Source organism: Rickettsia endosymbiont of Orchestes rusci (genome assembly GCF_964030945.1).
In the GTDB taxonomy this organism is placed as follows: Bacteria; Pseudomonadota; Alphaproteobacteria; order Rickettsiales; family Rickettsiaceae; genus Rickettsia.
In genome coordinates this window covers 269,896-296,593 of sequence record NZ_CAXIQG010000002.1, presented here as the reverse complement: position 1 = coordinate 296,593, position 26,698 = coordinate 269,896, and the positions used below count along the sequence as shown (strand labels likewise).

The following is a 26,698-nucleotide window of genomic DNA, read 5'->3' as shown; positions in this document are numbered from 1 at the left end:
CGTCCTCGGTGTCATACCGTGGCTTGACCCACTACTGTACGAACGTTGAAAAAAGGCTGTGTCATGCCGTGACTTGATCACGGCATCCAGGAAAATAAAGCCATATTAGACTTATTTTAGAGTCTTTTTATGATATTATAAGCTGGATTCCGTGGTCGTAGCCACGGAATGACAGAATTTTTACCTCTTTATTTAAACGTTCGTACACTAGAGGGCTTGACCACGGTATCCAGAAAAAACCTTAATAAAAAGACTGGATTCCGTGAATAAATCACGGAATGACATAATAGAAAGAAAAAATCTATTATATATATGGTCGGGGCAGAGAGATTTGAACTCCCGACCCTCTGGTCCCAAACCAGATGCGCTACCAGGCTGCGCTATGCCCCGAAAATTGTAAAGTTAAGATTTACGAGCAATTTTATATAAAATACTCTTATAAAAATAATATATACCTCATAATATCGCGCAAATCAATTTTTTATTTAAAAAATTTTGCAAAACGCTTCGGTGTCATACCGTGGCATTGTTGCGTGGATACCCAAACCGTCATTGCGAGCGACCAAAGGCGTTGTTGCGTGGATGGTTAAAAACGCTCTCGGTGTCATTCCCGCTGCCCCTTATGTCATTCCCGCGCAGGCGGGAATCCTGGCTTTTCTTTGTCATGCTGAACAAGTTTGCGGCATCTCTTTTAGTAGATCCTGAAATAAATTCAGGATGACTATAAATTTTTCTGGATTCCCGCCTGCGCGGGAATGACATAGGGGGCGGCGGGAATGACATACAAGGATACGGGAATGACATAGAGCGTGCTTTAATCTGCTCACGCGGGCATTGCCTCCTCACAAGACGTTGCAGCTACCCACGCAAAGGCATTGTCTTAAAAATACCCCTGTATTTATAAAATAATTGCTTAAAAAGCACTATAATTTAATTTTTTTAATATAAAAATGTAACTTTTAATTGTATGGCTAAAGTTGTTAAATACTGAATATAATAAAGATTAACTAAGGCTTACTGTTGCATTATAGCAATAAATTATTAGTTTTTCAACTAATAAGCTTGTGTTATTTATATCAACAATATCGGCAGTTAAAAACTTTTTCTTATTTTATAATCGTTAATTATTTCCTAGCGTCGTGTTTTATTATTTAATCAAATTAAACCGAAAGTAAAATATAATATTTAAAAGAGTAAAATCTTTAAAAAATTGCTTTTTGGGAACTAAATACGTTGCGGTAAATAACTTAGAACTAGTTTTTCTAATAATTTAAGTATTAAATCCGCGTATATCACTGTTTAAATCGTCTTGAATTTTTACTTAAAAAATATTTTAGAAATAACATCAAGGCGTTCCTCTTATAAATGCTTGCTAAAAAATATCGCTCTCGAAACATAAGTTAAGAAAATTGAAAATAAATTAATGGAAAAATAGGAGATTGTTATGTCAAGTCAAAAAGAAAGTCTAAAGAAAAAAATATTCAAAAAAAGTATGTTTGCTGCCTCGGCTCTTTCCACCGCTGCCTTGATGCTTTCAGGAGGTAGCGCATTCGGTTTAGTGAATAGAACTACTAACGGAGCTACTAATTTATCTGCCGGTCTAGGATTCGATGTACCGGGACCATTTGTTAACGGTTCTGCTATTACTGTAGTAAATACAGCACACACTATTACTCTTGACGGTCCTACCCCTTGGCAGATCGCTTCAATATATTTACCGGATGGCAGTGACGGTGTAATCATTAACTGTAATGTAGATAGTACCTTCGGCTCTATTAATAATGTAAATGGTAATGGTGCCGGTATACAAAAGGTAAATTTTGTCATTGCTGACGGTGTTAATGAAACTTTAACCGGTGCCGGTATAACTCAGCCTGTCGCCGCCGGTGCTTTGGATGCACCGGGCGGTGCTGCTAGCCCATTCGCCGACAGTAATGCCGTTCCTGCCGATACTTATTATATAAATAATATTGATTTTGCCGGTGGTGCAGGGGCGCTAAACGTTAGTGATCCTACAATTGCCAACTCAATTAAATTAAATGCAAACACCTATTCAACTACGTTAAAAAATGCTGCAGCGGCTACCTTAAATGTTAATTCAGGGCTGACCGTAAGGGATATAACTTGGGCAACGCTTAAGACTATTAATATTGCTAATGGTGTAAAGTATGAATATATTACTAATGATGCCAATGATATTGACGTACAACCTACACTTAATCAACTAATTTTTAAAGGAGCAAATTCCGCAGTTAACTTTAGTAATGAAAATATTAATAGTAACAAATTTGTAGCAACTGAGGATATAGTTAGCGGAGCAGATGATCAAGGTATAGTATCATTTCACGTCTCGACATCTGCTACCGAGATTTCAGCAAATGTCGGTACTAATGCTAAGAGACTCCAAGCCTTTATTACGGACGGACTTAATATAACAACCATTACCGGCAATATTTTTGCTAAAAAAATTGAAATTGCTCAGAATCCGGATGGTACTAAGGTCGCTATCGGTGATACTCAACTTATTTGGACAACGCCAATTAATACCGGTGCAGGTGGTTTGGTGCAATTTACGACAAATTCTATATCGCAATTTCAGGACGACATAACTTCCAATATGGATTTTAACGGTACAGATGCGACCGCTATACTAGATAATGACGTTGATGTAACCGGTAATATCGATAACTCCAAAGCAGGAGGAAACGGCACGTTAAATTTTGCCGGTAGTTCGGTAGTTACGGGGAATATAGGAGCGACTAATGCTATTGCTACGATAAACGCTCAAGGTGCTAATGGTAGCACCGTAGTTTTACAAAAGAATGTTACCGTCGGAGCTCTTAATTTTACAAATGCCGGTGCTGCCGAAGAAGTTCAAATTGGCGGATCGCTTACAACACCGGCATTAGGGAAGGGAGTTACTTTCGGCAATAATGCATCCGGTGGAACATTGACGTTTAACGGAGCATTACCCGGACCTTATACTTTTAATAGTCCTATAGAAAACGGCGGTAACGGTATATTAAATGTTAATACTACACTTACCGCAACAAATGCGAATATCGGAACATTAAAGACAATTAATATCGGTAATAATCTTGGTAATGATGGATCGCTTACTGTTACTGTTCAGGGAGATGTCGCCTTTAATAGTCCCATTAATATAAATACTGCTGTCTCGCAATTGATTATAGCGCCCGGTGCAGCTCAGACATTCACTTTTGGTAATAATGTAACTAACACGAAGGGTGTTCAAGGAGGAAGCGTTACATTTAATGGAACCGGCGGTGGTTTAGTAGTAGCAGGAAATAAAACCATTGGCGCAGGTAATATCTTAGATGCGATAAATATTATAGGTGGTGTTATAGCGCAGCCAGGCTTAAATCTCGCAGGAACAGCTGCGTTAAACATGAAAGGCGGTTCTATATTTCAGGATAACAGCCTTAGCACCACAAATGTAGCAGCAATAAATATTGGTGAAGTTGGTGGTGCTGCAACTTACGTTTTAGATTCTATAAATGGTAATTTTAACTTAAATGCTGGTGGTGTAAATTTTGCTAATGCTGCCTCTGTTTTACAACTGCAATCTACTGCTGGTGTGGGAGTAAATACTCAGATAACTTTAACAAATGGAGATTTAGTTGGTGGAGTAGGAGGTAGTGGTAAATTACAAATAACTGCTCAAAATGCAGGGGAGTTACTAAAAATTGCAGGTGCTGGAAATATAGGTACAGTTGGGGCTCCGCTACAACAAATAACCTTTGCAGGAGCGGGTAATATCACGGTCGTACCAACAATTAACACCGCAAATGCTATTTCTACAGGTATAACAGGCGCTTTAACTTTAGGAAATGTTAACGCCGGTATCAATTTTACGGCTGCTACCAACCTTACGGTAAATAACGTTACCGGTAACATAGATTTTAAAGGTCAAGCTGCCGCTGCTCTTAATCTTACGGCTAATTCAACAATTACCGGTACGGTAGATAGTACTGTAGGTGTTGGCGGTAAGTTAAACCTAGCAGCGAATACTACGGTCACCGGAGTAATAGGGGGAACGAACCCGCTCACGGTTGTAAATTTTAACGGAGTAGGTATTAATTTAACTGCGGCCTCCGATGCCAATCTTTTCACTATTAGCGGCGGAGCTACCGCCACGGCGGGCGGTCTGATGACCGGAGCCGTGAATTACGCGGGAGCAGGTACGTTAACCGTACAAAATGGTATTAACGGAGCGGTAACCAGTAATGCCGGCGGTGGTGAAATATTAACTATTGACGGCGGAAATGTTACGGGGACTATCGGAACTAATGTAGCCGCTATAAACCTAGTAAATATCGGTGCGGCTCCGGTTACTTTCGGAGCAAATGTATTCGCGAATACAGTAGCACTAACAGATAATGCCTCCGCTCTTACTCTTGGAAATAACGTAGCATTGACGGGAGTGGTAACTACTGCTAATGCAAATAACGGAATATTGACTTTTAATCCGGGGAGTAGTGTCTCAGGTACTATAGGCGGTGTGGGTGCTGCACTTGCCCAAGTAGATATATTAGGAGCGGCTGCTTTCGGAGCGAATGTATGGGCTAATGCAGTACAACTAACAGACGGACTTTCAGCCCTTACACTTAATAATGCAATAGTAAACGGGGCAATAACTAACACAAGCGGTAATAATAATAGCGGTATACTTATATTGAATCCCGGTAGTAGTGTTAACGGTATTATCGGAGCTAATGCAGCCGCTTTAGCTGCAGTAAATATAGGAGCAGGTGCGGCTAGTTTTGGAGCGAATGTTTTTTCCAAGGTTGTGGCTCTAACAAACGCAGCTTCAGCCCTTACACTTAATAACGGCGTAACAGTAAATGGGGCAATAACTACCACAGCCGGTAATAATAACGGAAGTTTGACTTTCGGAGATAGTAGCGTTACGGGAACTATCGGTACAGGCGTGGCTGCTTTAAATACTGTTACTTTTACCGGTAATACCACTTTAGTGCAGCCTTCTTTTTCTCAGACTTTTACAGTTAATAACGGTGCAAATACTATCGCAAATGCACTTATGACCGGAGCCGTAACCCTTGCGGGGAACGGTACATTAGATGCCACTATAGGCGGGGTAACCGGTAGCGTAGCAGCCGGCAGCGGTACGTTTAAGGGAAATGTGGGCGGTAGCGGTTCGGTGGGCGCCGGCGTTACTTTTACCGGTAATGTTTCGACTAGTGCAATAATAGCCGGTGGACAGTTTACCGGTAATGTCGGTACTACGGCAAGTTTCACGGGAGCGGGTACTCTAACAACCGGCAGTGTCGGCGGTCTAACGGATTTTGCCGGTAATGCCGGTACGGTAAATGTTAACGATGGCGGAATACTTGCCGGAGTAACTAGTAGCGCCGGAAATTTTATCGGTAACTTAAATTTTCTTGGAGGTGCTAATGTTACGGGTGCGGTAACTAACATAGGACCGATTACCCTTAACGGTGCTGCGGGGAAGATAGTTAATTTTCAGAAGAACGTATCAGCTGCTTCTCTAACTTTCGGTAATGGCGGTACGGCAAATTTAGAAGGATCGCTTACTACTACAGGTAATGTTGATTTCGGTGGCGGCGGTACCCTAGAATTTTCCGGTCTTGTCGGCGGTGTTAATCCTGCTAATTATACTTTTAACAGTACAGTAGCAAATGGGAATAACGGTATCTTAGCCGTTAACACTACGCTCATTGCTACCAATGCAGATATCGGAAAAGTAAAGACGATTAATATAGGCGCAGGTAAAATATTTACCGTCGATGCAAGTGCCGGAGCGGTTAATCTTCTACAAGCCGCAGCAAGCACTATTACATTCGGTGATGCAAATTCAGTATTTGGATTAACTACTAACACGGCGCAAACGGTAACTTTTAATAATAGTTTAAACGGTGGAGTCGGTAATACGGGAATAGTTAATTTGAACGGTAACGGTAATACTTTAACCCTTGCAGGTAATACAGGCGTTGAAGCACTTGGCGGTGCTAATAAACTTGCAGTGCTTAATGTTAGCGGCAATGTTACAATCTCAGGAGGTGCCGGTACTACTAAACTCGATGTTAGTAAAACAACTGTACTTAACCTCGCTCCTGCTTCCGTATTTACCGATCAAAGCCTTACCTCGGCAATAGTGGGTGCTATTAATATAGGTTTACCTGGAGCCAACGGAGGAGCAACTTATGCTCTTGATGCTGTTAATGCACCGATGGCGCCAGCAGTTCCACCACTCCTCCCGGCAGGTCGCCAATTTGATCTTACGGCTAAGGTTAATTTTGCAAATCCCGCATCAATATTAAAGCTGCAGTCTACGGCACCCTCCGGTATAAATTCTATAGTTAGCCTGCTAGGGGATTTTGATCCAGGAGCCACTGGTGGTATAGTTGAATTAAATTCTGCCAATAAAGGTGCTAATCTTATAATAGATGATCGAGGGTTTACTTTTGGTACTGCGGCTCATCCATTAAAGCAGTTAACTTTTTCCGGTCAAGGAGCGATTGCTATAGTAGCAAAAACTTTTACTCCGGAAATCCTGTTAAATATAGCTGAAATAGGTCTTACCAACGTAACTTCAAATATTACATATGCTGCCAATACCCAATTTGGAGTTGGAAGTATTACCGGTAATATGGACTTTGCAAATCAAGCAGGTACCGCAATCTTTGCCAGTGCAGCAGTAGAAGTTGGAGGGACCGCACAAATTACCGGAAATGTAACCAGTACCGGCGGACCTAACGGTACCGTAGTGTTTATGGACAACGGTATAATAGGTGGGACGGTTACGAATCTTGCAATGTTCAAAGGCGGTGCGGATGGTAGCATAGTAAGATTTAATACCGGCGGTAATATGTCTATCAGCGAAATCCAAGGAACAGGAACCGGTACAATACTATTTGCCCAAGCTACCCCTACTGACTTAGAAGGTGTGGTCAACCAGACAGGAGGTACAGCGGTTGATTTAGTATTCCCAAGCGGTGGTAGTATTAGCGGTGATGTCGGTAGTGCTAATAACCCTATCGGTACTATAACCGCACAAGCCGGTGTATTAATTTTAGAGGGTAAAGTTACAGGGGATACTGCTTTCATGATAGATGGGGCAACCATTCAATTTAACGATGATATAAATATAGGTATTGAAATATTAACTACTCCTGCTGCTTTAATGAGAGCTGCAGCTTTAGCAGCAGTGCCTAATACAATATTTAATAGCAAAAATCCTGAAACTGCTCCTAGAAATGTTGGAACCGCAGCAGCAGCAGTATCAGTACAAATAAATGGCAATGATGTAACATTTACTAACGATTTAATAAATATCTCAAATATTAACTTCACCTCTCCTCAAGCCGTTACTGCTACTTTTGCATCTCAAAATGCTATAGTTGGCGGGGCTACAACTACCGGCGATAAAATTCATACTATAGCCATATCCGGTGATTTAACAACAGGTACTTCACCGTTCGGTTCAGACTCAAATCACCTTAAAACCGTGCAGTTTAATAGCGACGGTAAATTCATCATTAAGAGTCAAGATGTTTACACTAGTGTTACAACTAAGACAAATAATGAAGGTACGGCGATATTTGAGGCCGATAACGGCTTTACCGATGATTTAGGCGGTGAGAATTTAAGTCTTAAACTAGTTCAGTTCAGTAGTAATAAAGGCACGGTAAAAGGGGATACCTATGCTAAAGATATTACTATTGATGTCGGTAAATCAGCTGTATTTACCGGTTATAACAGTAGAAGTTTAGATATACCTGCAGCAACCGTCGGCGGCGTTAAAGTTCCAAGAGCAACAACAAAATTTAATTATAAAACAAAAATCGTTTCAGATAATTTCAAAGGCAGCAGCAACTCTTCGGCGGAATACACTAATGCCGTACTGCTGCAAGCACCGATTAACGGCGGAAGTCATAAATTCGATGATGATGTATGGCTACAAAAAGCGGTAACAGGAACTAATACTATTACTTTCGCACCGCAGAAAACTGCTTTCATCCAATCGGATTTAGGAGCAAGTAACATAGTTGCAGATCAAGCAACGATGATGTTTACCGGAGATAACGCTAGCGTAAATGTCGGGGGTAATATATCGGGTAGTAATATCACTTTTGACCTTGGTAATAATAAAATTATCTATACAGGTAATGCAAAGCCTACCGGTGAGCTTACTATTAATGTCTTATATGATACAGTAAATAGTGGGGTAGAGAATAATACCGATAGCGGTAATATAGTTATAGCAAATGGAGCAAATATTGACTTATCCGGCGTAACTGCACTTAAAGTATTGTTAACGGCTGCTTCTAATCCGGCTAGCATAAGTGCAAATAGTGCTTACCCTATAATTACTTCATTATCAGGTAATGGAATAACCGTAGGGAATGCTGCGAATCTTCCATTTAACGTTACCGCTAATGAAGGGGTGTTTGTAAGATGGGTTATTAATGCCAGTTCCTTTATACTTTATCCTATAGAAACTACCGGTGATATAACTGTAGATAATATAATTAAAAATATAATTACTGCTCCTCCCGGAACAGATGCAGCAAAAGTTGCTAACGTAATAGTAAATACACCTATCGGTCAAAGAAAAGTTGTAGTTGATCATTTAATACCGATAATTGAACGCCCTTCAATTACAATACATAAAATAACACAAATTAACCATCCGTTCATTATACCGGAAACTCCGATTATCGGTCCAATTGGGGGGTATAGTCCATCGGTTCCTGTAACCGGCGGCGGCGTAGTAGGAGTAGGTCCAAACGGTCCTGCAGTAGTAGGTACCGGTCCGGCAACAGGAGGCAGTGTAATAGGCGGCACATTTACGCCGAGCGGTCCTGCGGTAGTAGGTACCGGTCCAAACGGCCCCGGCACCGGCGGAGTAGTAGGAGTAGGTCCAAACGGTCCTGCAGTAGTAGGTACCGGTCCGGCAGCTGGTGGCAGTGTAATAGGCGGCACATTTACGCCGAGCGGTCCTGCGGTAGTAGGTACCGGTCCAAACGGCCCCGGTACCGGCGGATATAGCCCATCAGCTCCTGGCGGTTCTACAGGTGGTACATCAGTAAACGGTCCGGCTAGCGTAGGAAGTTCAGCTATTTCTGGCAATAATGGTTATAGCTCATCAATCGGTGGTACTGGTGGTACATCAACAACTCCTTCAGCTGCAACTATAGGAAGTTCGTCTAACAGTAATATTGGTACAGGAGGTACAAATTCGCCTGCTTATAATAGCAAGGTAGGTACTACAGGTCGTTCGTCGACAGCTAATTCGCCTTCTGCGTTCGGTGGTTCTAATACCGGAAATTCCGGAGTTCAAGGTAGTAATATAGGTAATAGCGGCGTAAGCCCAAATGCTTCCGGCTCAAGCAATGCTAATATAGGTACTAGCGGACGTATCGGTAATAATGTCGGTACATCGGCTACAAGTCCATCAGCTGCTACTATAGGAAGTTCCGGTAATAGTAATATTCCGGCAGCTTCTACAAATTCTGTAGGTAGTAATGCCGTCGGAGGTTCTTCTACAAATACCAATAATAGTAGTGCCGGTAATAGTAGAGTAGGCGGTAGCTCTGGTAGCAATATGCCGATTATTGAGACAGGTAAAGATAGTAGTATTGGCAGTAGCGGCAATAGCGGCGGCGTAAGTTCCGGCGCAGCAAGTACGGGAGCTACAACTACTAACCCGAATGACGGTTTTGATGCAGCAAGAGGTAACACGAATGCCGGTACTAAAGAGGTTTCTGATAGAACTTCTAAAATTAGAGATGCCGAGAATGCTCCGGATACTATACCTTCAGAGCAAGATCAAGGTGTTTCTCGAAAAAGAGGGGCAGCTGTCGGTGCCGGTGATTGTGATAGTAATGAAATTATTTATGGTCTATGGGGTGCTCCTTATTTCGGTAAAGCTACCCAAAAGCAGCAAAATAATCTTATGGGTTATAAAGCAAAATCCGCAGGTGGATCGATCGGGGTTGATACTTTAATAAATGATAATATAGTAGTTGGAGCCGCTTATACGAAAGTTGATACTAAGTTAAATTACCAAGGTGCTAAAGCCGGTAATCATACTAAGGTTAACACGGATATGTTCTCTGCATACGGTTTATATAACTTTATAAATAATTGGTTTGTAGAGGGTATAACCTCGTATTCACGTAGTATAATCAAAACTAACGAGATACGTAATATAATAAACGGCACGGAAACGGCTCACGGTAAATATCGCTCTTATTCTTATAGCGGTCAAGTAGTAGGAGGGTATAATTATTTATGGAACGAAACCACCTTATCGCCAATGGTTGGGCTTAGACTTGCTAAAATAAAAGACTCCGGTTATCATGAATTCGGTACGTCATTCCAGAACTTAACTATTAAGAAGCGCCAATATAACAAGGTTGAAGGAATAGCGGGCGGAGAAATTAAAACCACCTTCTATAAAGGAGAATTTTTAATAAGACCGCAAGTACATGCCTTTATTAATTACGACTTTAAAGGTAAAACGCCGCCGATCATTGCCGAGCTTAACGGACTTACCGATCCGTTGACTGTGCCTACGCCGAAAGCTACTAAAATGCTATATGATTTGGGTGCAGGCGTTGAGTTTAAGAAAGGTAGAATGGAGTACGGTTTGCACTACGGTTTGAACCTTGCAAAAAAATACCAAGCTCAGAGTGGTACGATCAAAATTAAAGTTAATCTTTAATTAAAACGCCAAACTAGATTAGGATAAGATTTAATCTTATCCTAATCTTGTACTCGATGAACTTGAAAATGTTGCGTGGATACCAGTATTGTCATTGCGAGGAGGCAATGCCCGCGTGGATACCCTAAACGTCATTGCGAGCGACCAAAGGCGTTGTTGCATGGCTCGAATTTTTGCAAAGTGTTCCGGTGTCATGCCGTGGCTTGACCACGGCATCCAGTCTTTTTATTAAGGTTTTTCTGGATACCGTGGTCAAGCCCACTACTGTACGAACGTTTAAATAAAGAGGTAAAAATTCTGTCATTCCGTGGCTACGACCACGGAATCCAGCTTATAATATCATAAAAAGATTCTAAAATAAGTCTAATATGGCTTTATTTTCCTGGATGCCGTGATCAAGTCACGGCATGACACAGCCTTTTTTCAACGTTCGTACAGTAGTGGGTCAAGCCACGGTATGACACCGTACTTATAATAACCATAATACGGAAATTATTAGCCATGCAACAACGCCTCCAGTCGCTCGCAATGATGATTTCGGATATTATTCCCATCTACGTAACAATGCCGTTTCTCGCAATAACAAACTAACGAGTCGGTTCGTCTAGATGATTTTTTTCATAATTTTCGTGCCGTTCTTGTGCTTCAATGCACAATGTGGCAACAGGTCGTGCTTGTAGTCGTTTTATGCCGATCGGCTCACCTGTTTCTTCACAATAACCGTAGTCTTTATTTTCTATACGTAATAAAGCGTCTTCTATTTTATCAAGTAATTTTCGATATCTGTCTCTTGTGCGAAGTTCAAAAGCCGTATCTGTTTCAATCGAAGCTCGATCGTTAAAATCGGGTTCGTTCCAATTTTCTTCTTTAAGATGGTTTAAAGTTTCTCGTGATTCACCTAATAACGAATCTTTCCACTCTAAAAGTTTTTGTCTAAAATATTCTAGTTGCAAAGGGTTCATATATTCCTCTTCTTTAGAAGGGGTGTAACCTGATGGTAATATAAGTTTAGGCATATTAATTTCTCGATACTAAAACTTTAAAATAATATAATGGATAACTTAAAATTAAAGCAAGAAGTTTATGTTAATTTAAGATATTTTTCTTTTTTAATAGGATGGGAAACGTTATATACCGCTTCTAAATGCTTAATATTCGTTTTAGTATAACTTTGGGTAGTAGATAAGCTTTTATGTCCCAACAATTCTTGAATAGAGCGCAAATCAGCACCGTTTTCAAGTAAATGAGACGCAAAGCTGTGTCTAAATGAGTGCGCCGTTAAATATTCCGGTAGACCGTAAAAACGTCTCAATTTAATAAGTTCGCGATTAAAAACAGGAGGTTGCAATTTTTTGCCTTGTTTTCCTCTAAATATTGATTCCTGATCATGTAACTCATAAGGTAATAATTTTAAATATTCTTCAATTAAGCTGCGAACCATGGGTAACCATGGAATAACTCTTTCTTTATTGCCTTTGCCTACTATCTTAATAAAATCTAAATTTTGCAGGTGAATTTTAGTAATAGATAATGCTTCGGAAATTCTTAAACCTGAAGCATAAATAAGAATAAGAAGTGCCTTATTTCTAAGTTCCAACCACTCAATATTAGTAAATTCATTAATATGTTCAAGTGATATAATAGTATCGTCTTGTGATAAAGCTTTAGGTAATAATTTATTTTTTTTAGGATTTTTAACGGAAAAAATAATATGACAATTTATATGAATTGTCTTTTCTAAAAATTTATAAAAATTTTTTACGGCAGATAAGCCCCTAGCAATAGAAGAAGCGACAAAATTATCACACTGCCTTTTTGATAACCAACTTCGTATAAACCTTATATCTGCCTCTTGTATACGATTAATAGTTACTAATTCCGAATTATAGTAATTCATAAATTCAAGAAAGTGTTTAAGGTCGTTACTATAGGCAATTATAGTATGATCAGAATAATTTTTTTGTAATTTAAGATATTTCTGCCATTTGTCTATTAGCTCTTTAGTTTGAATATCCAGTAGCATTATTAAATCTTCAATAATTTGGTAATTTACCATTTTAACATAAAATAATAAATTTTACTAAATTATAAATTTTTATGTCTAATAAAAGTCTAACTGTTATTGACTCGTATTTTTATAAATGTTAGCATAAATTTATACGGTTTATGTTTGCTTAACGTAAATCTTGTAGGCTAAAATTCTTTATTAATACTTATGTATAAAGTAAAACAATATTTTTAGGAGAAAGGCAATGTTAAATAATACACAATTTTTGGATATGATGAAATCTTATATGAATCCGGAGGCTTATATGAGTTCCATAAAAAATATACCTAATGTCGATCTTTCGTCTGTTACAGGGACTATACAAAGATCTATGAATATTTTTACGACGACCAACCAAATAGCTATTGAAAGCATGCAGACGCTAATTAAAAAAAATTCCGAGATTTTACAAAGTAACGTTAATAATATTGTGAATTCTACTAAAGAAGCAATGAATTCCGGAGATATTAAACAAGCAGCGGATTGTCATCAACAATGTTTAAAATCAGTTTATGAAACATCTATAAATAATGCAAAAGAACTAGCAAATATTGCTTATGAATCTTCTGCAAAAATATTAGAAGCCGTAAATAAAAATGTTGCCGAGAATGTACATCATGCAGCTGAAAATGTGCAAAAGAAAAAATAATAATAGCTAAGGTGTTATTGCGTGGATAGGTTAAAGCATGTTCTATGTCATTCCCGCAAAAGCGGGAATCCAGACTTTCTCACCTTGTCATGCTGAACTTGTTTCAGCATCTATTGGGTTTGTTGCATGGCTCTAGAAAAGTGCCGTATGTCATTCTAGCTAAAGGCGGGAATCTAGAAAAAATACTTTTAAGTCATCCTGAATTTATTTCAGGATATACTACAAGAGATGCTGAAACAAGTTCAGCATGACAAGAATGGATTCCCGCCTACGCGGGAATGACACCAACAACGCTTGTTCAGGCCACGGGGTGACAATAAGCATTATATTCTTCAAGATTCAATATTTGTGCAGATTTAATTGTCGTTTCCGTGTGTGACGTTAAAAGAATGATCCCGCCGCTATTTGCTTTCATAACAATCAAATTATTTAATAAATCTCGGTTCTCTTTGCTTAAGTGAGTCTCTACTTCATCCAATAACCATAAATCCGATTGACAAGCAATAAGCCTTGCTAACGCCACTGTCTTCTGCATGCCTTTAGAGAGTTTATAGCATTTCTCATTTAACAACTCATATAATTTAAAATAATGTATTGCTGCCTCAAGTGTTTCAGGTGAGTTATAAATTTCCGACCAAAATTTAAGATTATCAAAAACAGTCATTTCAGCTTTTAAACCTAAATTATGACCTATATAGTTGCAGTAAGGTTTTTCTATAAGGCTGCAATTTACATTCTTATAATAAATATTCCCGTTAGTCGGCTGCATAATATTTGCAATCATTTTAAGAAGAGAAGTTTTTCCGGAGCCGTTTGCTCCTTGCACGCAAATAATAGAAGAGGGTAAAAAGGTAATGCTCAAATTGAACAAATTTCTTTGCTCTATATTAAATATTAGCTGATGAAATGAGAGCATTAATATATTTATGAATTATATGGTTTAGCTTAAACTTAAGGCAATTCTAAGAGCTTTTTCAACTTCTATAATCTAAGCTCTATTTAATCTAGCAATAAAGCTACCTAGTCTAATTTTATCTATAGTCCTAATTTGATCAGTTAATGCTTTTGCTTCTTTATTATTTATTGTTATTTTTGCTTCAAAATGATAAAGATTATTGGTATTTGAAGTGATAGGAATAACTACTATTCTACTTGATATCTTGTTTTGAGTGTTATTAGAGATAACTATTGCCGGTCTTGTTTTATTAATTTCAGTACCAATAGTCGGATCAAGAGTTACCCAATAAACATCGCCTCTATTAACTTCTTTATTTCGGATCAAAATCATCTACTATAGCATCCCATTCAGTTAAAAGTTTTTGGCGTTCTTCATCTTGTTCTGCTTTTGTATAATCTTCTATAAGGATTTGCTCGTCTTTTTCTAATGCTTTAGTAATAGCTAGACTTACGAATTTACTAATTTTTTTAGAAGGGACGGAGTGTTTTAATTGATCATATAAAGTTTCTTGTAAGCTAATACTAAGTGTTTTCATAATATTACTCATAATTTAAAATTAATGTTATTGATTATTATACAACAACTAATAACATTAATACAAGGAAAAATAAAATTAGTAAATTTGGGGTTAAACAAATTAAATCATTTAAAATATTCGTTTTTTCAAGTAAGCTAATTAAAGTGATTTAATTCGAGGGCAAGATTACTAAAGTCAATAATTCAAAATATATTAAGGAATTATCAGTAAACGGCATTTCATATAAAATATTTGATATCAATAAAGCTGCAAGCGACATTAATCTTCCTCTTAAGAAACTTCCTTTTAGTTTAAGGGTGTTATTTGAAAATATATTGCGTACAGGAGGACGCGAGCAAAATCTGCTTGTTTTTAAAGAATGGTTGATAAATAAAAAATCAACGGCAGAAATAGCTTTTATGCCGACAAGGGTTTTAATGCAAGATTTTACCGGCGTGCCGGCCATCGTTGATTTGGCTGCCATGCGGGATGCTATGCAAAAACTAGGCGGAGACCCTATAAAGATTAACCCGCTTATTCCGGTAGATATTGTTATAGATCACTCGGTAAGTGTTGATTATTACGGTTCTAAAGATTCATTTAATAAAAATGTACAAATGGAGATGAAGCGTAATTTAGAGCGTTATGAATTTTTAAAATGGGGGCAGCAAGCATTTAATAATTTTAGAGTAGTACCTCCTGGTACCGGAATTTGTCACCAAGTAAATTTAGAGTATCTCGCAAAAGTAATATGGGCAAAAGAAGAAAACGGTGTAAATATCGCTTATCCCGACACATTAGTCGGCACGGATAGCCATACCCCGATGGTTAACGGTCTTGCCGTTCTGGGTTGGGGAGTCGGTGGAATTGAAGCGGAAGCGGCAATGCTGGGGCAATCTTTGTCTATGATTTTACCGGAAGTAATAGGTGTTAAATTAAGTGGTACTTTAAGCGGTACGGCTACTGCTACCGACCTTGTTTTAACGGTGACCGAGTTACTTAGGAAGAAAAAAGTCGTCGGAAAATTTGTTGAGTTTTACGGGGAGGGACTTGAATTTCTGTCGCTTGCCGATAGAGCAACTATTGCTAATATGGCACCTGAATACGGTGCTACTTGCGGTTTTTTCCCGATCGATAACGAAACTATAAAATATTTGGAGCTAACCGGTAGACCTTCCGCACATATTAAATTAGTAAAACAATATGCTAAAGCACAAAATTTATGGTATAGCCATGACGATGCGCCGGAATATACCGATATTTTAGAACTAAATTTAAATCAAGTAACTTCTTCTTTAGCGGGACCGAAGCGTCCGCATGATAGAGTTAATTTAGAAGATACGGCAAATAGCTTCAAACAGGCATTGCCCTCTCTTGCTTTAAATGAAGCAGATATCGATAAAAAATATTCGGTTAATAATAAAGGCTATAAGCTTGGAAACGGTGACGTAGTAATTGCGGCGATTACTAGCTGTACTAATACCTCAAATCCCGATGTGATGATAGGAGCCGGATTGCTTGCGAAAAAAGCGCTTGAGCTGGGGCTGGTTACAAAACCGTGGGTAAAAACCTCTTTTGCTCCGGGTTCAAAAGTAGTAACGGAATATCTTAAAGCTAGCGGTCTTGATGAATATCTGAATAAATTAGGGTTTGAGTTAGTGGGTTACGGCTGCACTACCTGTATAGGTAATTCGGGACCGCTTATGCCGGAAATAGAAGAAGTTATTAATAAAAATCAGCTGGTTGTTGCCTCGGTTCTCTCCGGTAATAGAAATTTTGAGGGTAGAATAAACCCTTCTACTAGAGCCAGTTATCTTGCATCTCCCTTATTGGTTGTAGCATATGCATTAGCCGGTACTATTAATGTCGACCTTACTAATCAGCCCATAGGGCAAAATGATAAAGGAAAAGATATTTATTTAAAGGATATTTGGCCGACAAAACAAGAAATAAACCAGGTAATTGAAAGCTCAATTAAATCTTCTATGTTTATAGATAAATATTCTGATATATTTATGGGGACTAAAGAATGGCAAGAGCTGAAAATTAGCAACACGGCTACTTATAATTGGCGTAAAGATAGTACTTATATAAAAAACCCGCCTTATTTTGAAAATAAGCTAGAAGGAGTGCAGAACATAATATCGGTGCGAATACTTGCTATTTTCGGTGATTTTATTACTACCGATCATATTTCACCGGCAGGAAATATCAGCAAATCAAGCCCTGCGGCTAAATATTTAACGGACCATAATATAGATATTGCAGATTTCAATTCTTACGGATCGCGTCGCGGTAATCATGAAGTAATGATGCGTGGGACATTCGCCAATATTCGTATAAAAAACGAAATATGCGGTGGAGTTGAAGGAGGCGTTACTGTAGATCAGTTGAATAATCGGCAAGTAAGTATTTACGAGGCGGCAATGAATTATAAAACGCGTAATATTCCGTTAGTAATTTTTGCCGGAAAAGAGTATGGTAGCGGTTCGTCAAGAGATTGGGCGGCAAAAGGACCGCAGCTGCTGGGCGTGAAAGCCGTGATTGCCGAAAGCTTTGAAAGAATTCATCGATCGAATTTGGTAGGAATGGGAGTCTTACCGCTTATTTTTACAAATGGTATGACTAGAAAAGACTTGCAGCTCGATGGATCGGAATTTGTTAATATTGAAGGATTAAATGATCAAATAAAACCTTATCAAAAACTTAAATGTGTGATAAAAAAACAAAGCGGTAAGGTAGAAACTTGTGATTTAATATTGCAAATATTTACGGATAATGAGATAAATTATATAAAACACGGTAGTATAATGCATTTAGTAGTGCAGAATTTAAAGAATGCGGTTTGACGTTGTTATATTGTCACCCCGTGGCTTGACCGGCATTGTTGTGTGGATAAGTTAAAGCGTGTTCGATGTCATTCCCGTGAAAACGGGGCGTTGTTGCATGACTCGAATTTTCGATGTCATTCTAGCTAAAGGCGGGAGTCCAGACTTTTCTTTTGTCATGCTGAACTTGTTTCAATCTAATTCAACAGATCCTGAAATAAATTCAGGATGACTATAATTTTTCTAGATTCCCGCTTTTAGCTAGAATGACATACGGCACTTTTTTAGAGCCATGCAACAAAGCCTAAAAAACAGAAAAACAACCCAACTTTTCATTTACGAGTAGTATTATGGATAAACAAATAAAAGAATACACCCAAGCGGGTAAGAAAAACTTAATTATATTATATATCTTATATTTATGTGGGATCGTTGCTCCTTTATTACCGGTAGTCGGTGCATTTTTTGCCTATGTTAATAAAGATGTTAGCGATAGATTTTTATCAAGTCATTATATATTTTTATTTCGTACTTTTTGGCTTGGATGTATCGGTTATATTGTGTCGACGATTACTATACTGATTGTTATCGGATTAGTGTTATATTTTGTTGTAGCCGCTTGGTTTTTGCTGCGCATTGCCGTCGGTTTTAAATATTTATTAAACGATCAAGCGCATCCGAATCCTATGACATTTTGGATTTAATAATTGAGGCGAGATGCCATTCCTAGCTGCGGCGGGCATTGCCTGCGTGGATACCCTAAACGTCATTGCGAGGAGGGACAGGCGTTGTTGCATGGCTCAAATTTCCGATGTCATTCCTGCGAAAGCGGGAATCTAGAAAATACTTATAGTCATCCTGAATTTATTTCATGATCTACTAAAAAGATGCGCAAAACTTGTTCAGCATGACAAAAAAAGCCTGGATTGCCGCGTCGGCATAAATGCCTCCTCGCAATGACGATTCCGGTAGCCATGCAACAACGCCCGCCGCAGCTAGGAATGACATAAAGGGGTGCATGAATGACCTCTAAAATTAGTATAAGATTAATAGTATAAAGAATGATAAAACTTACCGTAAACGGGCAGGAGGTGGAAGTAACAGAAGGTAGTACAGTTTTTCAGGCATGTACAAAAGCCGGTATAGAAATCCCGCATTTTTGTTATCATGAGAGGCTGAAAATTGCCGGTAATTGCCGTATGTGTTTGGTCGAGATGGATAAATCGCCGAAGCCCATCGCTTCATGTGCCATGCCGGCAGGTAACGATATGGTAATTCATACCGATACGCCTATGGTTAAGAAAGCACGCGAAGGGGTGATGGAGTTTTTATTGATCAATCACCCTTTAGATTGTCCTATTTGTGACCAAGGCGGAGAGTGTGATTTGCAGGATCAGGCTTTTAAATACGGCAAAGCTAGTAACAAATTCCATGAAAATAAAAGAACCGTTAAAGATAAATATATGGGGCCGCTCATTAAAACGGCAATGACTAGATGCATACAATGCACTAGATGCATTAGATTTGCCAACGATATAGCCGGAATAGAGGAAATGGGTGCTATATATAGAGGTGAGCATATGGAGGTAACCTCGTATTTAGAGCGAAGTTTAGATTCTGAAATTTCCGGTAATATGATCGATATCTGTCCGGTCGGTGCTTTAAACTCTAAGCCATATGCCTTTAAAGCTCGTAGCTGGGAGTTAAAACACACCGACGGTATAGGGATATCTGATGCGGAAGGTACTAACATCCGTATTGATAGCAGAGACAACGAGGTAATGAGGATATTACCGCGAATCAATGAAGAAATTAACGAAGAATGGATTTCGGATAAGATTCGCTTTAGTTATGACGGCTTAAAATATCAGCGTTTAGATCGTCCGTATATCAGAAAAAACGGCAAATTAATTGAAGCAAGTTGGCTTGATGCTTTAAAGATCGTAGCCGATAAAATAACATCGCTGCAAGGAAATCAAATAGCCGCGATAGCCGGACCTCTTGCTTGTGTGGAATCAATGTTTACCCTAAAAATTTTATTGCAAAAAATCGGTTGTAATAATTTCGACGTTAATCAGTTTGATTATAAAATTGACACTTCAAGTAGGGGGAATTATCTATTTAACACTAGCATAGTCGGTATAGAAAAAGGCGATTTATGTTTATTAATAGGTGCAAATCCAAGGCAGGTAGCACCGGTATTAAATAGTCGTATCGGTAAACGGCAACGATCAGGTGCATTAAAAGTTGCAAGGATCGGCGGGGGGCATGATCAAACATATAAAGTGCAGGAACTAGGAAGTAGCGTAGAAATAATTAAAGATTTAGCCGATGGCAGCCACGAATTTGCAAAAGATTTAAGCCAAGCAAAATATCCGATGATTATTATCGGCGACGGGGTATATTCAAGAAGTGACGGCTATGCTATTTTATCGCTTATACATAAAATTACCGATAAATATAATATTGTGCGAGAAGATTGGAACGGTTTTAATATACTTCATAACCATGCCTCTATAGTCGGTGGGTTTGATATCGGTTTTAACTCTGTTACTAGTAACGAAATTTTAGCTAAAGCAGAACAAGAACAAATAAAATTAGTTTATCTGCTCGGAGCCGATGAAATTGATTTTGATAAACTAAAATCAGCTTTTATTGTGTATCACGGTCATCACGGAGATTTAGGCGCAACAAATGCCGATGTGATTTTCCCTGGCTGTGCTTATACTGAAAAAAGCGGTATTTACGTCAATTTAGAAGGTCGACCGCAAATATCAAATCAAGCAGTACAACCGGTAGGCGAGGCTAAAGCAGATTTTCTAATTATTAAAAATTTAGCCGATCATCTAAAAATCGAACTTAACGTAAATAACTTAGAGGAAGTAAGAAGTAAGCTAGCAGCAGAATATCCGATATTTGCCAATATTAATAAAATTATAGAAAATAAATTTGTAAAATTTAATTCTAAAGATAAGTTGTTGAAGGATGAGATAGTTAATTCGCCGATTAATTATTATATGACGGACGTAATTAGCAAGGCTTCGGTTACCATGGCGAAATGCGTGCAGGCTAAGCAAGAAAGAGAGAAAATAGCATGATGTGTACAATGATATTATTTTTGCTTGAATTGTCATACCGTGGCTTGACCACGGTATCCGGTCTTTTTACTAAGTTTTTTCTGGATACCGTGGTCAAGCCACGGTATGACAACCTTCCATATTAATGGAGTACATACCTTTATTATGACCGAACTTTTTTACGAATATGCTTGGCCGCTAATTATTATTGCTTTAAAAGTAATTGCGATTACTGTCCCGTTAATATTATGCGTTGCTTATTTAACTTATGCGGAGCGCCGAGTAATCGGGCTAATGCAGCTACGAAAAGGACCGAATGTCGTTGGACTTTTCGGTCTATTACAGCCTATAGCCGATGCGGTTAAATTGTTATTTAAAGAGCCTATTATTCCGACTAAAGCCGATAAAATACTATTTGTTATTGCGCCGATGATTACTTTTATCTTAAGCCTAATAGGCTGGGCGGTAATACCTTTTAATAAAGGCTTAGTACTTGCCGATATAAATGTCGGCGTTTTATATATTCTAGCGATTTCTTCCTTAAGCGTTTACGGAATTATTATAGCAGGCTGGGCGAGTAACTCAAAATATGCTTTTCTTGGCGCGATCCGCTCGTCGGCACAAATGATTTCTTATGAAGTATCGATGGGACTTGTTATCGTTACCGTGCTTTTAACTACCGGTAGCTTAAATCTTAGCGAAATCATTGAAACGCAAAAAAACTTGCCTTGGTGGATAGATTTGATGTTATTACCGATGTGCGTCGTGTTTTTTATCTCGGTTCTAGCCGAAACTAATAGATTGCCGTTTGATCTGCCGGAAGCAGAGTCGGAGCTAGTAGCCGGTTACAACGTCGAATATTCTTCGATGGGATTTGCTTTATTTTTCTTAGGCGAATATGCTAATATGATATTAGTGAGTGCTATTACTACAACTTTCTTTTTAGGAGGGTATTTACCGCCTTTTAATATATCATGGTTGGCTTTCGTGCCTGGATTTATTTGGTTTGTCTTAAAAGTCGGATTTTTATTATTCTGTTTCTTATGGATCAGGGCAACTTTGCCTAGATATCGCTATGATCAGCTAATGCGTTTAGGGTGGAAAGTATTTTTACCGCTAACTTTATTTTGGGTTATACTAATGTCAAGTATATTAATGTATACCGATAATTTACCGAGTATACTCGTTTAATTTGAAAAATTGGCTACGTCGTCTAATAAGTTCTGCGGTGTTCACGTATTAGGGTATACGCTCCGCTCCTCGCCTTATAGACTCCTTGCTCTTTTCCAAATTAAACTTCGTCTACTTATTAAATACATAATTTTTATGATAAACTATTTAAAATCCTTTTTTCTATTTGAGATAATAACGGGATTGGCGTTAACTTTGAAATATTTGTTTAAGCCGAAAGTCACAATTAATTATCCTTACGAAAAAAGTTCGGTAAGTCCAAGATTTAAAGGTGAGCATGCGCTGCGGCGTTATGAAAACGGTGAAGAGCGTTGCATTGCCTGCAAGCTTTGTGAAGCAATTTGTCCGGCGCAAGCGATAATAATCGAAGCAGACGAACGCGAAGACGGCAGCCGCCGTACTACTCGTTACGATATCGATATGACGAAATGCATTTATTGTGGGTTATGTCAAGAGGCTTGCCCTGTTGATGCGATAGTCGAAGGTCCTAATTTTGAATTTGCAACTCTTACTCATACGGAGCTACTTTATGATAAGGAGCGATTACTACGAAACGGTGACCTTTGGGAGCAAGAACTAGCTGTTAAGTTACATCAGGATTATAAATATAGGTAGTATAAGGGTTGTATTGTGGTTAAGCCGGCGTTGTTGCGTGGCTCAAATTTTCGATGTCATTCTAGTTAAAGGCGGGAATCTAGAAAATACTTATAGTCATCCTGAATTTATTTCAGGATATACTCAAAAGATGTGCAAAACTTGTTCAGCATGACAAAAAAAAGCCTGGATTCCCGCCTGCGCGAGAATGACATACGGCACTTTTTTTAGAGCCATGCAACAAAGCCGTCGTAGCTACGGAATGACATATAAAATATTACTATAAACAATAACATCACAACATGTAAAGATGTAACAGGTCATCAACCTTTGAGGTTAAATTAATATAACGAAAGAGAAAGCAATGAAAGAACACAGTTGTAAAGAGATGAAAATATTTCTATCAGAGTCTAGAGACCCTATAAAGTATGACCCAGTATTTAGAGAGTATTATATTGAAATAAAAGGGAGTTTTAATATTATCACTATGTCTTATTGTCCTTGGTGCGGTACTAAATTACCTAAGGAACTTAGAAATGAGTTTTTTGACATATTAGATGAATATGGTATTGAAACTGATATTGGGGAATATATAAAAGACAAGCGTATTCCTGCAGAATTTCGTACTGACGAATGGTGGAAGAAACGAGGGTTATAAATTTTAATACAAATATTAAGTGAAAGAATCTACAATATGCCGATATTTTTTTATTTATTTGCTACACTCATTACTATAAGCAGTGTTTGCGTGGTTTTAAGCAAAAATCCCGTTTATTCGGTTTTGTGGTTGATTTTTGCATTTTGTAACGGTTCCGGGCTTATGATATTACTAGGTGCCGAGTTTTTAGCGATGATGCTAATCATTATTTATGTCGGCGCGGTGGCGGTATTGTTTTTATTTGTAATAATGATGTTAGATATTCATTTAAGCACCGCAATCTCACAACTAAAGGAAAATTTATTTTTAAGTATCGTGGTGGCGTTAGTTATGTTCACCGATTTAATAGTAATTATTTTGCTCGGCACTAAAAATATTAATTTTAATTCCGATAAATTATTTGCTATACCGAATAATATTACCAATACCGAGGCAATCGGTCTGGTGCTTTATACCGATTTTATATTACCGTTTCAAATTGCCGGTATTATTTTATTTGTGGCGATGATATCGTGTATTACGCTAACGCTCCGAAAACGTTCAGGAGTAAAGCGGCAAAATATATCTCAGCAAAATAGTAAGAATAAAGCTAATGCTATATTAATGACTAACCCTGATTTAAATAAGGGTATAGAAGGAATTAAATATGAATGAAGAGTTATGATTTATGTCGTTCCCGCGGAAGCGGGAATCCAGGAAATACAAAAAAGTCATCCTGAATTTATTTCAGGATCTATTAAAAAGATACTGAAACAAGTTCAGTATAACAAAAAAAGCCTGGATTCCCGCCTTTAGCTAGAATGACACCGAGGGCGTTTTTAACCATCCATGCAACAAACCCATTGCCTCCTTGCAATGACGATCCTTTAAGTTGACGCCCGCACCTATGCGGAATGACATCAAAAAATAGGAAAACAGTAATACTAAAACCAATTCTTTATTTACGAGCAATAATACACAATAATACATATGAATAATTATATAGGACTACAACATTATTTGACCGTAAGCTGTTTAGTTTTTACTATCGGTATGGTAGGGTTATTTATGCATCGCAAAAATATTATTACTATTTTAATGTCGATCGAGCTGATGCTGCTAGCGGTAAATATAAATTTTATTGCATTTTCCGTGTATATGCAAGAATTGTCGGGGCAGGTTTTCAGTATAATAATTTTGACGATCGCAGCTGCCGAGACTTCTATCGGGCTTGCTATATTACTAGTATATTTCCGTAATAAAGGCTCAATTGAGGTAGCGGACGTTAATCAGATGAAGGGATAAAATGCAGGGAACTATTGCCTTATTGATTGTGATGCTACCCCTAGCTTCGGCTATTATCAACGGTGCGTTATGCCTCGTAATAAACAAGAAATATGCGTCTATAATTTCTAGTAGTGCTATAATTATTTCAGCACTATTTTCGTTATACATATTTTATTATACGGGACTGAATCAAAATATATTACATATCACTTTAGGCAAGTGGTTTGAAGTTGCCGAATTTAAGGTAAATTGGGCAATTTATATCGATCAGCTCACGGCTATTATGTTTTTGGTGGTGACGTGCGTATCTAGCGTAGTGCATGTTTATTCGCTCGGTTATATGGCAGAAGATAAAGGACTTCCCAAGTTTCTCTCATTTCTCTCGTTGTTCACTTTTTTTATGCTGATGCTAGTGTCTGCCGATAATTTTCTGCAGTTATTTTTCGGCTGGGAGGGAGTCGGTCTTTGCTCATATTTGTTAATTGGGTTTTGGTATAAAAAAGATAGCGCAAATAAAGCGGCTATAAAAGCGTTTATCGTGAATAGGGTAGGGGATTTTGCTTTTATCTTAGGTATTATTGCCATTATTTTCTCCTGTCGTTCGGCAAATTTTACAGATGTATTTTTAGCCGCAAAAGGGCTAGCTAATGTAAAAATTCTCTTACTTGGTTTTGAGCCTTCGAGGTTAGATATTATATGCCTGCTGTTATTCATCGGTTGTATGGGTAAATCGGCGCAAATAGGTTTGCATGTCTGGCTGCCTGATGCAATGGAAGGACCGACGCCGGTATCGGCGCTTATTCATGCGGCAACTATGGTAACGGCGGGAGTATTTTTAGTAGCGCGCTGCTCTTACTTGTTTGAATATAGCCCTGCTATCTTACAATTTATTACTATTATCGGCGGTATTACCTGCCTTTTTGCAGCGAGCATTGCGATAGCGCAAAGCGATATCAAGAAAATTATTGCTTACTCAACATGTAGCCAGCTCGGTTATATGTTCCTTGCATGCGGCGTATCTGCCTATAATAGCGGCATATTTCATTTGGTAACGCATGCATTTTTTAAGGCGCTATTATTCTTATCGGCCGGTAGCGTAATCCATGCCGTACATGAGCAGGATATATTTAAGATGGGGGGACTGCGAGATAAAATGCCGGTTACTTACGGGAATTTTCTAATAGGTTCGCTTGCTTTAATCGGTATCTATCCTTTGGCCGGATTCTATTCTAAAGATTCAATTTTAGATTCGGCATATAGTGCCGGTTCCTTTATGTTCGTATTCGGTATTATTGCCGCAATCTTGACGGCAATTTATTCAATGAAAATTATTATATTAGTATTTCACGGTACAACCAAATTACCGCCTCCTATTTTTGAACATGCGCATGAACCGCCGAGTGTTATGAATAATCCCCTTACAATACTAGTAGCGGGTAGCTTTTTTTGCGGCATGATCGGTTATTATTTGCTATCAATAGATAAGCCCGGTGGCTATTTCCATGAAAGTATATTTAATCTGCATATCTACAAATTATTAATTAATCATCCACCGTTATATATTAAATTACTACCTATGATAGTCGGTATAATAGGGATTGTTGTAGGTGTTTGTTTTTACAAATTAAGAACCGTCACTCCGTGGCGAGGCAGGCTTGGTTTCATGGCACGAATTTCCGATGTCATTTCCGCTTCCTATGTCATTCCCGCGAAGGCGGGAATCCAGGAAATACAAAAAAGTCATCCTGAATTTATTTCAGGATCTATTAAAAAGATGTCCAAACAAGTTCAGCATGACAAAAAAAACCTGGATTCCCGCCTTCGCGGGAATGACATCGAAGATATTTCCAAAACCATGCAACAAAGCAGACGAAGTTACAATATGACACCCTTCAGGTTAATCCGGCAGATATTGCAAAATAAATATTATTTTGATGAAATTTATGATCTAGTAATAGTGAAACCGCTTGCCCAAATTAGTCGCTTATTCTATTTTAGCGATCAAAAAATAATTGACCGTTTCGGACCCGGAGGCTTTGCAAAAATTGTTAACTGCTTTGGCTTTCTAGCAAGCAGAACCCAAACCGGTTATGTTTTTAATTATACGTTATATATAGTGTTATTTGTTATTATCGTCATTACCGGTTTTATAGTAAATTTTTTGTGGTTGATTGGGTAAAA

Annotated in this window: 26 protein-coding genes and 1 tRNA gene; 16 read left to right on the top strand and 11 right to left on the bottom strand. The window is 38.2% G+C overall.

The genetic code is table 11. The annotated features are described in order from the left end of the window. Positions 1-313: 313 nt before the first annotated feature. Positions 314-390, bottom strand: a tRNA-Pro gene (locus AAHM91_RS03055). A 159-nt stretch (positions 391-549) separates the two neighbouring features. Continuing rightward, positions 550-804, bottom strand: a complete 255-nt coding sequence (locus tag AAHM91_RS03050; RefSeq protein WP_342269820.1) for a hypothetical protein — start codon at positions 802-804, stop codon at positions 550-552. A 640-nt stretch (positions 805-1,444) separates the two neighbouring features. On the opposite strand from AAHM91_RS03050, the gene AAHM91_RS03045 reads away from it, so the two are divergent. Further along, positions 1,445-10,732, top strand: a complete 9,288-nt coding sequence (locus AAHM91_RS03045) for a hypothetical protein (RefSeq protein ID WP_342269819.1) — start codon at positions 1,445-1,447, stop codon at positions 10,730-10,732. A 36-nt stretch (positions 10,733-10,768) separates the two neighbouring features. Here the strand turns inward: AAHM91_RS03045 and AAHM91_RS03040 are convergent, their stop codons facing one another. The 5 genes from AAHM91_RS03040 to AAHM91_RS03020 all read right to left on the bottom strand — a co-directional run bounded on the left by AAHM91_RS03040 (position 10,769) and on the right by AAHM91_RS03020 (position 12,755). Beyond that, positions 10,769-10,894, bottom strand: coding sequence for a hypothetical protein (locus tag AAHM91_RS03040; protein ID WP_341793147.1), 126 nt, complete (start codon positions 10,892-10,894; stop codon positions 10,769-10,771). Continuing rightward, positions 10,857-11,036: a palindromic element RPE4 domain-containing protein gene (locus AAHM91_RS03035; protein ID WP_342269818.1), complete on the bottom strand. Its 180-nt coding sequence runs from the start codon at positions 11,034-11,036 to the stop codon at positions 10,857-10,859. Before AAHM91_RS03035 ends, AAHM91_RS03040 begins: the two co-directional genes overlap by 38 nt. A 91-nt stretch (positions 11,037-11,127) precedes the next feature. Beyond that, a complete protein-coding gene (locus tag AAHM91_RS03030) occupies positions 11,128-11,286 on the bottom strand; it encodes a hypothetical protein (protein WP_342269817.1) in 159 nt (52 codons plus the stop codon). A gap of 33 nt (positions 11,287-11,319) precedes the next feature. Next, the gene (gene dksA / locus AAHM91_RS03025) at positions 11,320-11,748 is read right to left on the bottom strand and encodes an RNA polymerase-binding protein DksA (protein ID WP_253308437.1); all 429 of its coding nucleotides are present in this window, start codon (positions 11,746-11,748) and stop codon (positions 11,320-11,322) included. Between the two features lie 65 nt (positions 11,749-11,813). Continuing rightward, positions 11,814-12,755: a tyrosine recombinase XerC gene (locus AAHM91_RS03020; protein WP_342269836.1), complete on the bottom strand. Its 942-nt coding sequence runs from the start codon at positions 12,753-12,755 to the stop codon at positions 11,814-11,816. A 229-nt stretch (positions 12,756-12,984) separates the two neighbouring features. Between AAHM91_RS03020 and AAHM91_RS03015 the strand changes: the two genes are divergently transcribed. Further along, positions 12,985-13,428, top strand: coding sequence for a phasin family protein (locus AAHM91_RS03015; RefSeq protein ID WP_342269816.1), 444 nt, complete (start codon positions 12,985-12,987; stop codon positions 13,426-13,428). A 44-nt stretch (positions 13,429-13,472) separates the two neighbouring features. Next, a complete protein-coding gene (locus AAHM91_RS03010; protein WP_342269815.1) occupies positions 13,473-13,679 on the top strand; it encodes a hypothetical protein in 207 nt (68 codons plus the stop codon). Positions 13,680-13,726: 47 nt separating this feature from the next. Here AAHM91_RS03010 and ccmA read toward each other — a convergent pair whose 3' ends face one another. The 3 genes from ccmA to AAHM91_RS02995 all read right to left on the bottom strand — a co-directional run bounded on the left by ccmA (position 13,727) and on the right by AAHM91_RS02995 (position 14,921). Continuing rightward, positions 13,727-14,350, bottom strand: coding sequence for a heme ABC exporter ATP-binding protein CcmA (ccmA, locus tag AAHM91_RS03005; protein ID WP_341794192.1), 624 nt, complete (start codon positions 14,348-14,350; stop codon positions 13,727-13,729). 66 nt (positions 14,351-14,416) lie between these two features. After that, entirely contained in the window at positions 14,417-14,710 is a 294-nt protein-coding gene (locus AAHM91_RS03000) for a type II toxin-antitoxin system PemK/MazF family toxin (RefSeq protein ID WP_342269814.1), read from the bottom strand. After that, positions 14,697-14,921, bottom strand: coding sequence for a hypothetical protein (locus tag AAHM91_RS02995; RefSeq protein WP_342269813.1), 225 nt, complete (start codon positions 14,919-14,921; stop codon positions 14,697-14,699). Before AAHM91_RS02995 ends, AAHM91_RS03000 begins: the two co-directional genes overlap by 14 nt. A gap of 167 nt (positions 14,922-15,088) precedes the next feature. On the opposite strand from AAHM91_RS02995, the gene acnA reads away from it, so the two are divergent. The 4 genes from acnA to AAHM91_RS02975 all read left to right on the top strand — a co-directional run bounded on the left by acnA (position 15,089) and on the right by AAHM91_RS02975 (position 18,571). After that, the gene (gene acnA, locus AAHM91_RS02990; protein ID WP_342269835.1) at positions 15,089-17,752 is read left to right on the top strand and encodes an aconitate hydratase AcnA; all 2,664 of its coding nucleotides are present in this window, start codon (positions 15,089-15,091) and stop codon (positions 17,750-17,752) included. A 58-nt stretch (positions 17,753-17,810) separates the two neighbouring features. Then, positions 17,811-17,963, top strand: a complete 153-nt coding sequence (locus tag AAHM91_RS02985) for a hypothetical protein (protein ID WP_342269812.1) — start codon at positions 17,811-17,813, stop codon at positions 17,961-17,963. Positions 17,964-18,081: 118 nt separating this feature from the next. Next, positions 18,082-18,435: a DUF4870 family protein gene (locus AAHM91_RS02980; protein WP_342269811.1), complete on the top strand. Its 354-nt coding sequence runs from the start codon at positions 18,082-18,084 to the stop codon at positions 18,433-18,435. Positions 18,436-18,448: 13 nt separating this feature from the next. Then, entirely contained in the window at positions 18,449-18,571 is a 123-nt protein-coding gene (locus AAHM91_RS02975; protein WP_342269810.1) for a hypothetical protein, read from the top strand. 13 nt (positions 18,572-18,584) lie between these two features. On the opposite strand, the gene AAHM91_RS02970 is transcribed toward AAHM91_RS02975, so the two are convergent. Continuing rightward, on the bottom strand, positions 18,585-18,707 hold the full coding sequence (locus AAHM91_RS02970; protein WP_342269809.1) for a hypothetical protein: 123 nt from the start codon (positions 18,705-18,707) through the stop codon (positions 18,585-18,587). A gap of 85 nt (positions 18,708-18,792) precedes the next feature. Between AAHM91_RS02970 and nuoG the strand changes: the two genes are divergently transcribed. The 9 genes from nuoG to nuoL all read left to right on the top strand — a co-directional run bounded on the left by nuoG (position 18,793) and on the right by nuoL (position 26,696). Continuing rightward, positions 18,793-20,829, top strand: a complete 2,037-nt coding sequence (gene nuoG, locus AAHM91_RS02965; protein WP_342269808.1) for an NADH-quinone oxidoreductase subunit NuoG — start codon at positions 18,793-18,795, stop codon at positions 20,827-20,829. After that, positions 20,826-20,954 carry a palindromic element RPE4 domain-containing protein gene (locus AAHM91_RS02960; protein WP_342257095.1) on the top strand — a complete coding sequence of 43 codons (129 nt, stop codon included), beginning with the start codon at positions 20,826-20,828 and terminating at the stop codon, positions 20,952-20,954. The genes nuoG and AAHM91_RS02960 overlap by 4 nt, the downstream gene beginning before the upstream one ends. Before the next feature lie 19 nt (positions 20,955-20,973). Further along, positions 20,974-21,999 (top strand): NADH-quinone oxidoreductase subunit NuoH, encoded by a 1,026-nt coding sequence (nuoH, locus tag AAHM91_RS02955; protein ID WP_342269807.1) that lies wholly within the window; start codon positions 20,974-20,976, stop codon positions 21,997-21,999. A gap of 135 nt (positions 22,000-22,134) precedes the next feature. Continuing rightward, entirely contained in the window at positions 22,135-22,614 is a 480-nt protein-coding gene (gene nuoI, locus AAHM91_RS02945) for an NADH-quinone oxidoreductase subunit NuoI (protein ID WP_253308446.1), read from the top strand. Positions 22,615-22,957: 343 nt separating this feature from the next. Beyond that, the gene (locus AAHM91_RS02940) at positions 22,958-23,251 is read left to right on the top strand and encodes a DUF6980 family protein (RefSeq protein WP_342269806.1); all 294 of its coding nucleotides are present in this window, start codon (positions 22,958-22,960) and stop codon (positions 23,249-23,251) included. A gap of 36 nt (positions 23,252-23,287) precedes the next feature. Beyond that, entirely contained in the window at positions 23,288-23,905 is a 618-nt protein-coding gene (locus AAHM91_RS02935) for an NADH-quinone oxidoreductase subunit J (protein ID WP_253308448.1), read from the top strand. 6 nt (positions 23,906-23,911) lie between these two features. Further along, positions 23,912-24,046, top strand: a complete 135-nt coding sequence (locus tag AAHM91_RS02930) for a hypothetical protein (RefSeq protein ID WP_342269805.1) — start codon at positions 23,912-23,914, stop codon at positions 24,044-24,046. A 174-nt stretch (positions 24,047-24,220) separates the two neighbouring features. Then, positions 24,221-24,535 carry an NADH-quinone oxidoreductase subunit NuoK gene (nuoK, locus tag AAHM91_RS02925; RefSeq protein WP_253308449.1) on the top strand — a complete coding sequence of 105 codons (315 nt, stop codon included), beginning with the start codon at positions 24,221-24,223 and terminating at the stop codon, positions 24,533-24,535. Between the two features lies 1 nt (position 24,536). After that, entirely contained in the window at positions 24,537-26,696 is a 2,160-nt protein-coding gene (nuoL, locus tag AAHM91_RS02920) for an NADH-quinone oxidoreductase subunit L (protein ID WP_458693706.1), read from the top strand. The last annotated feature ends 2 nt before the right edge of the window (positions 26,697-26,698 follow it).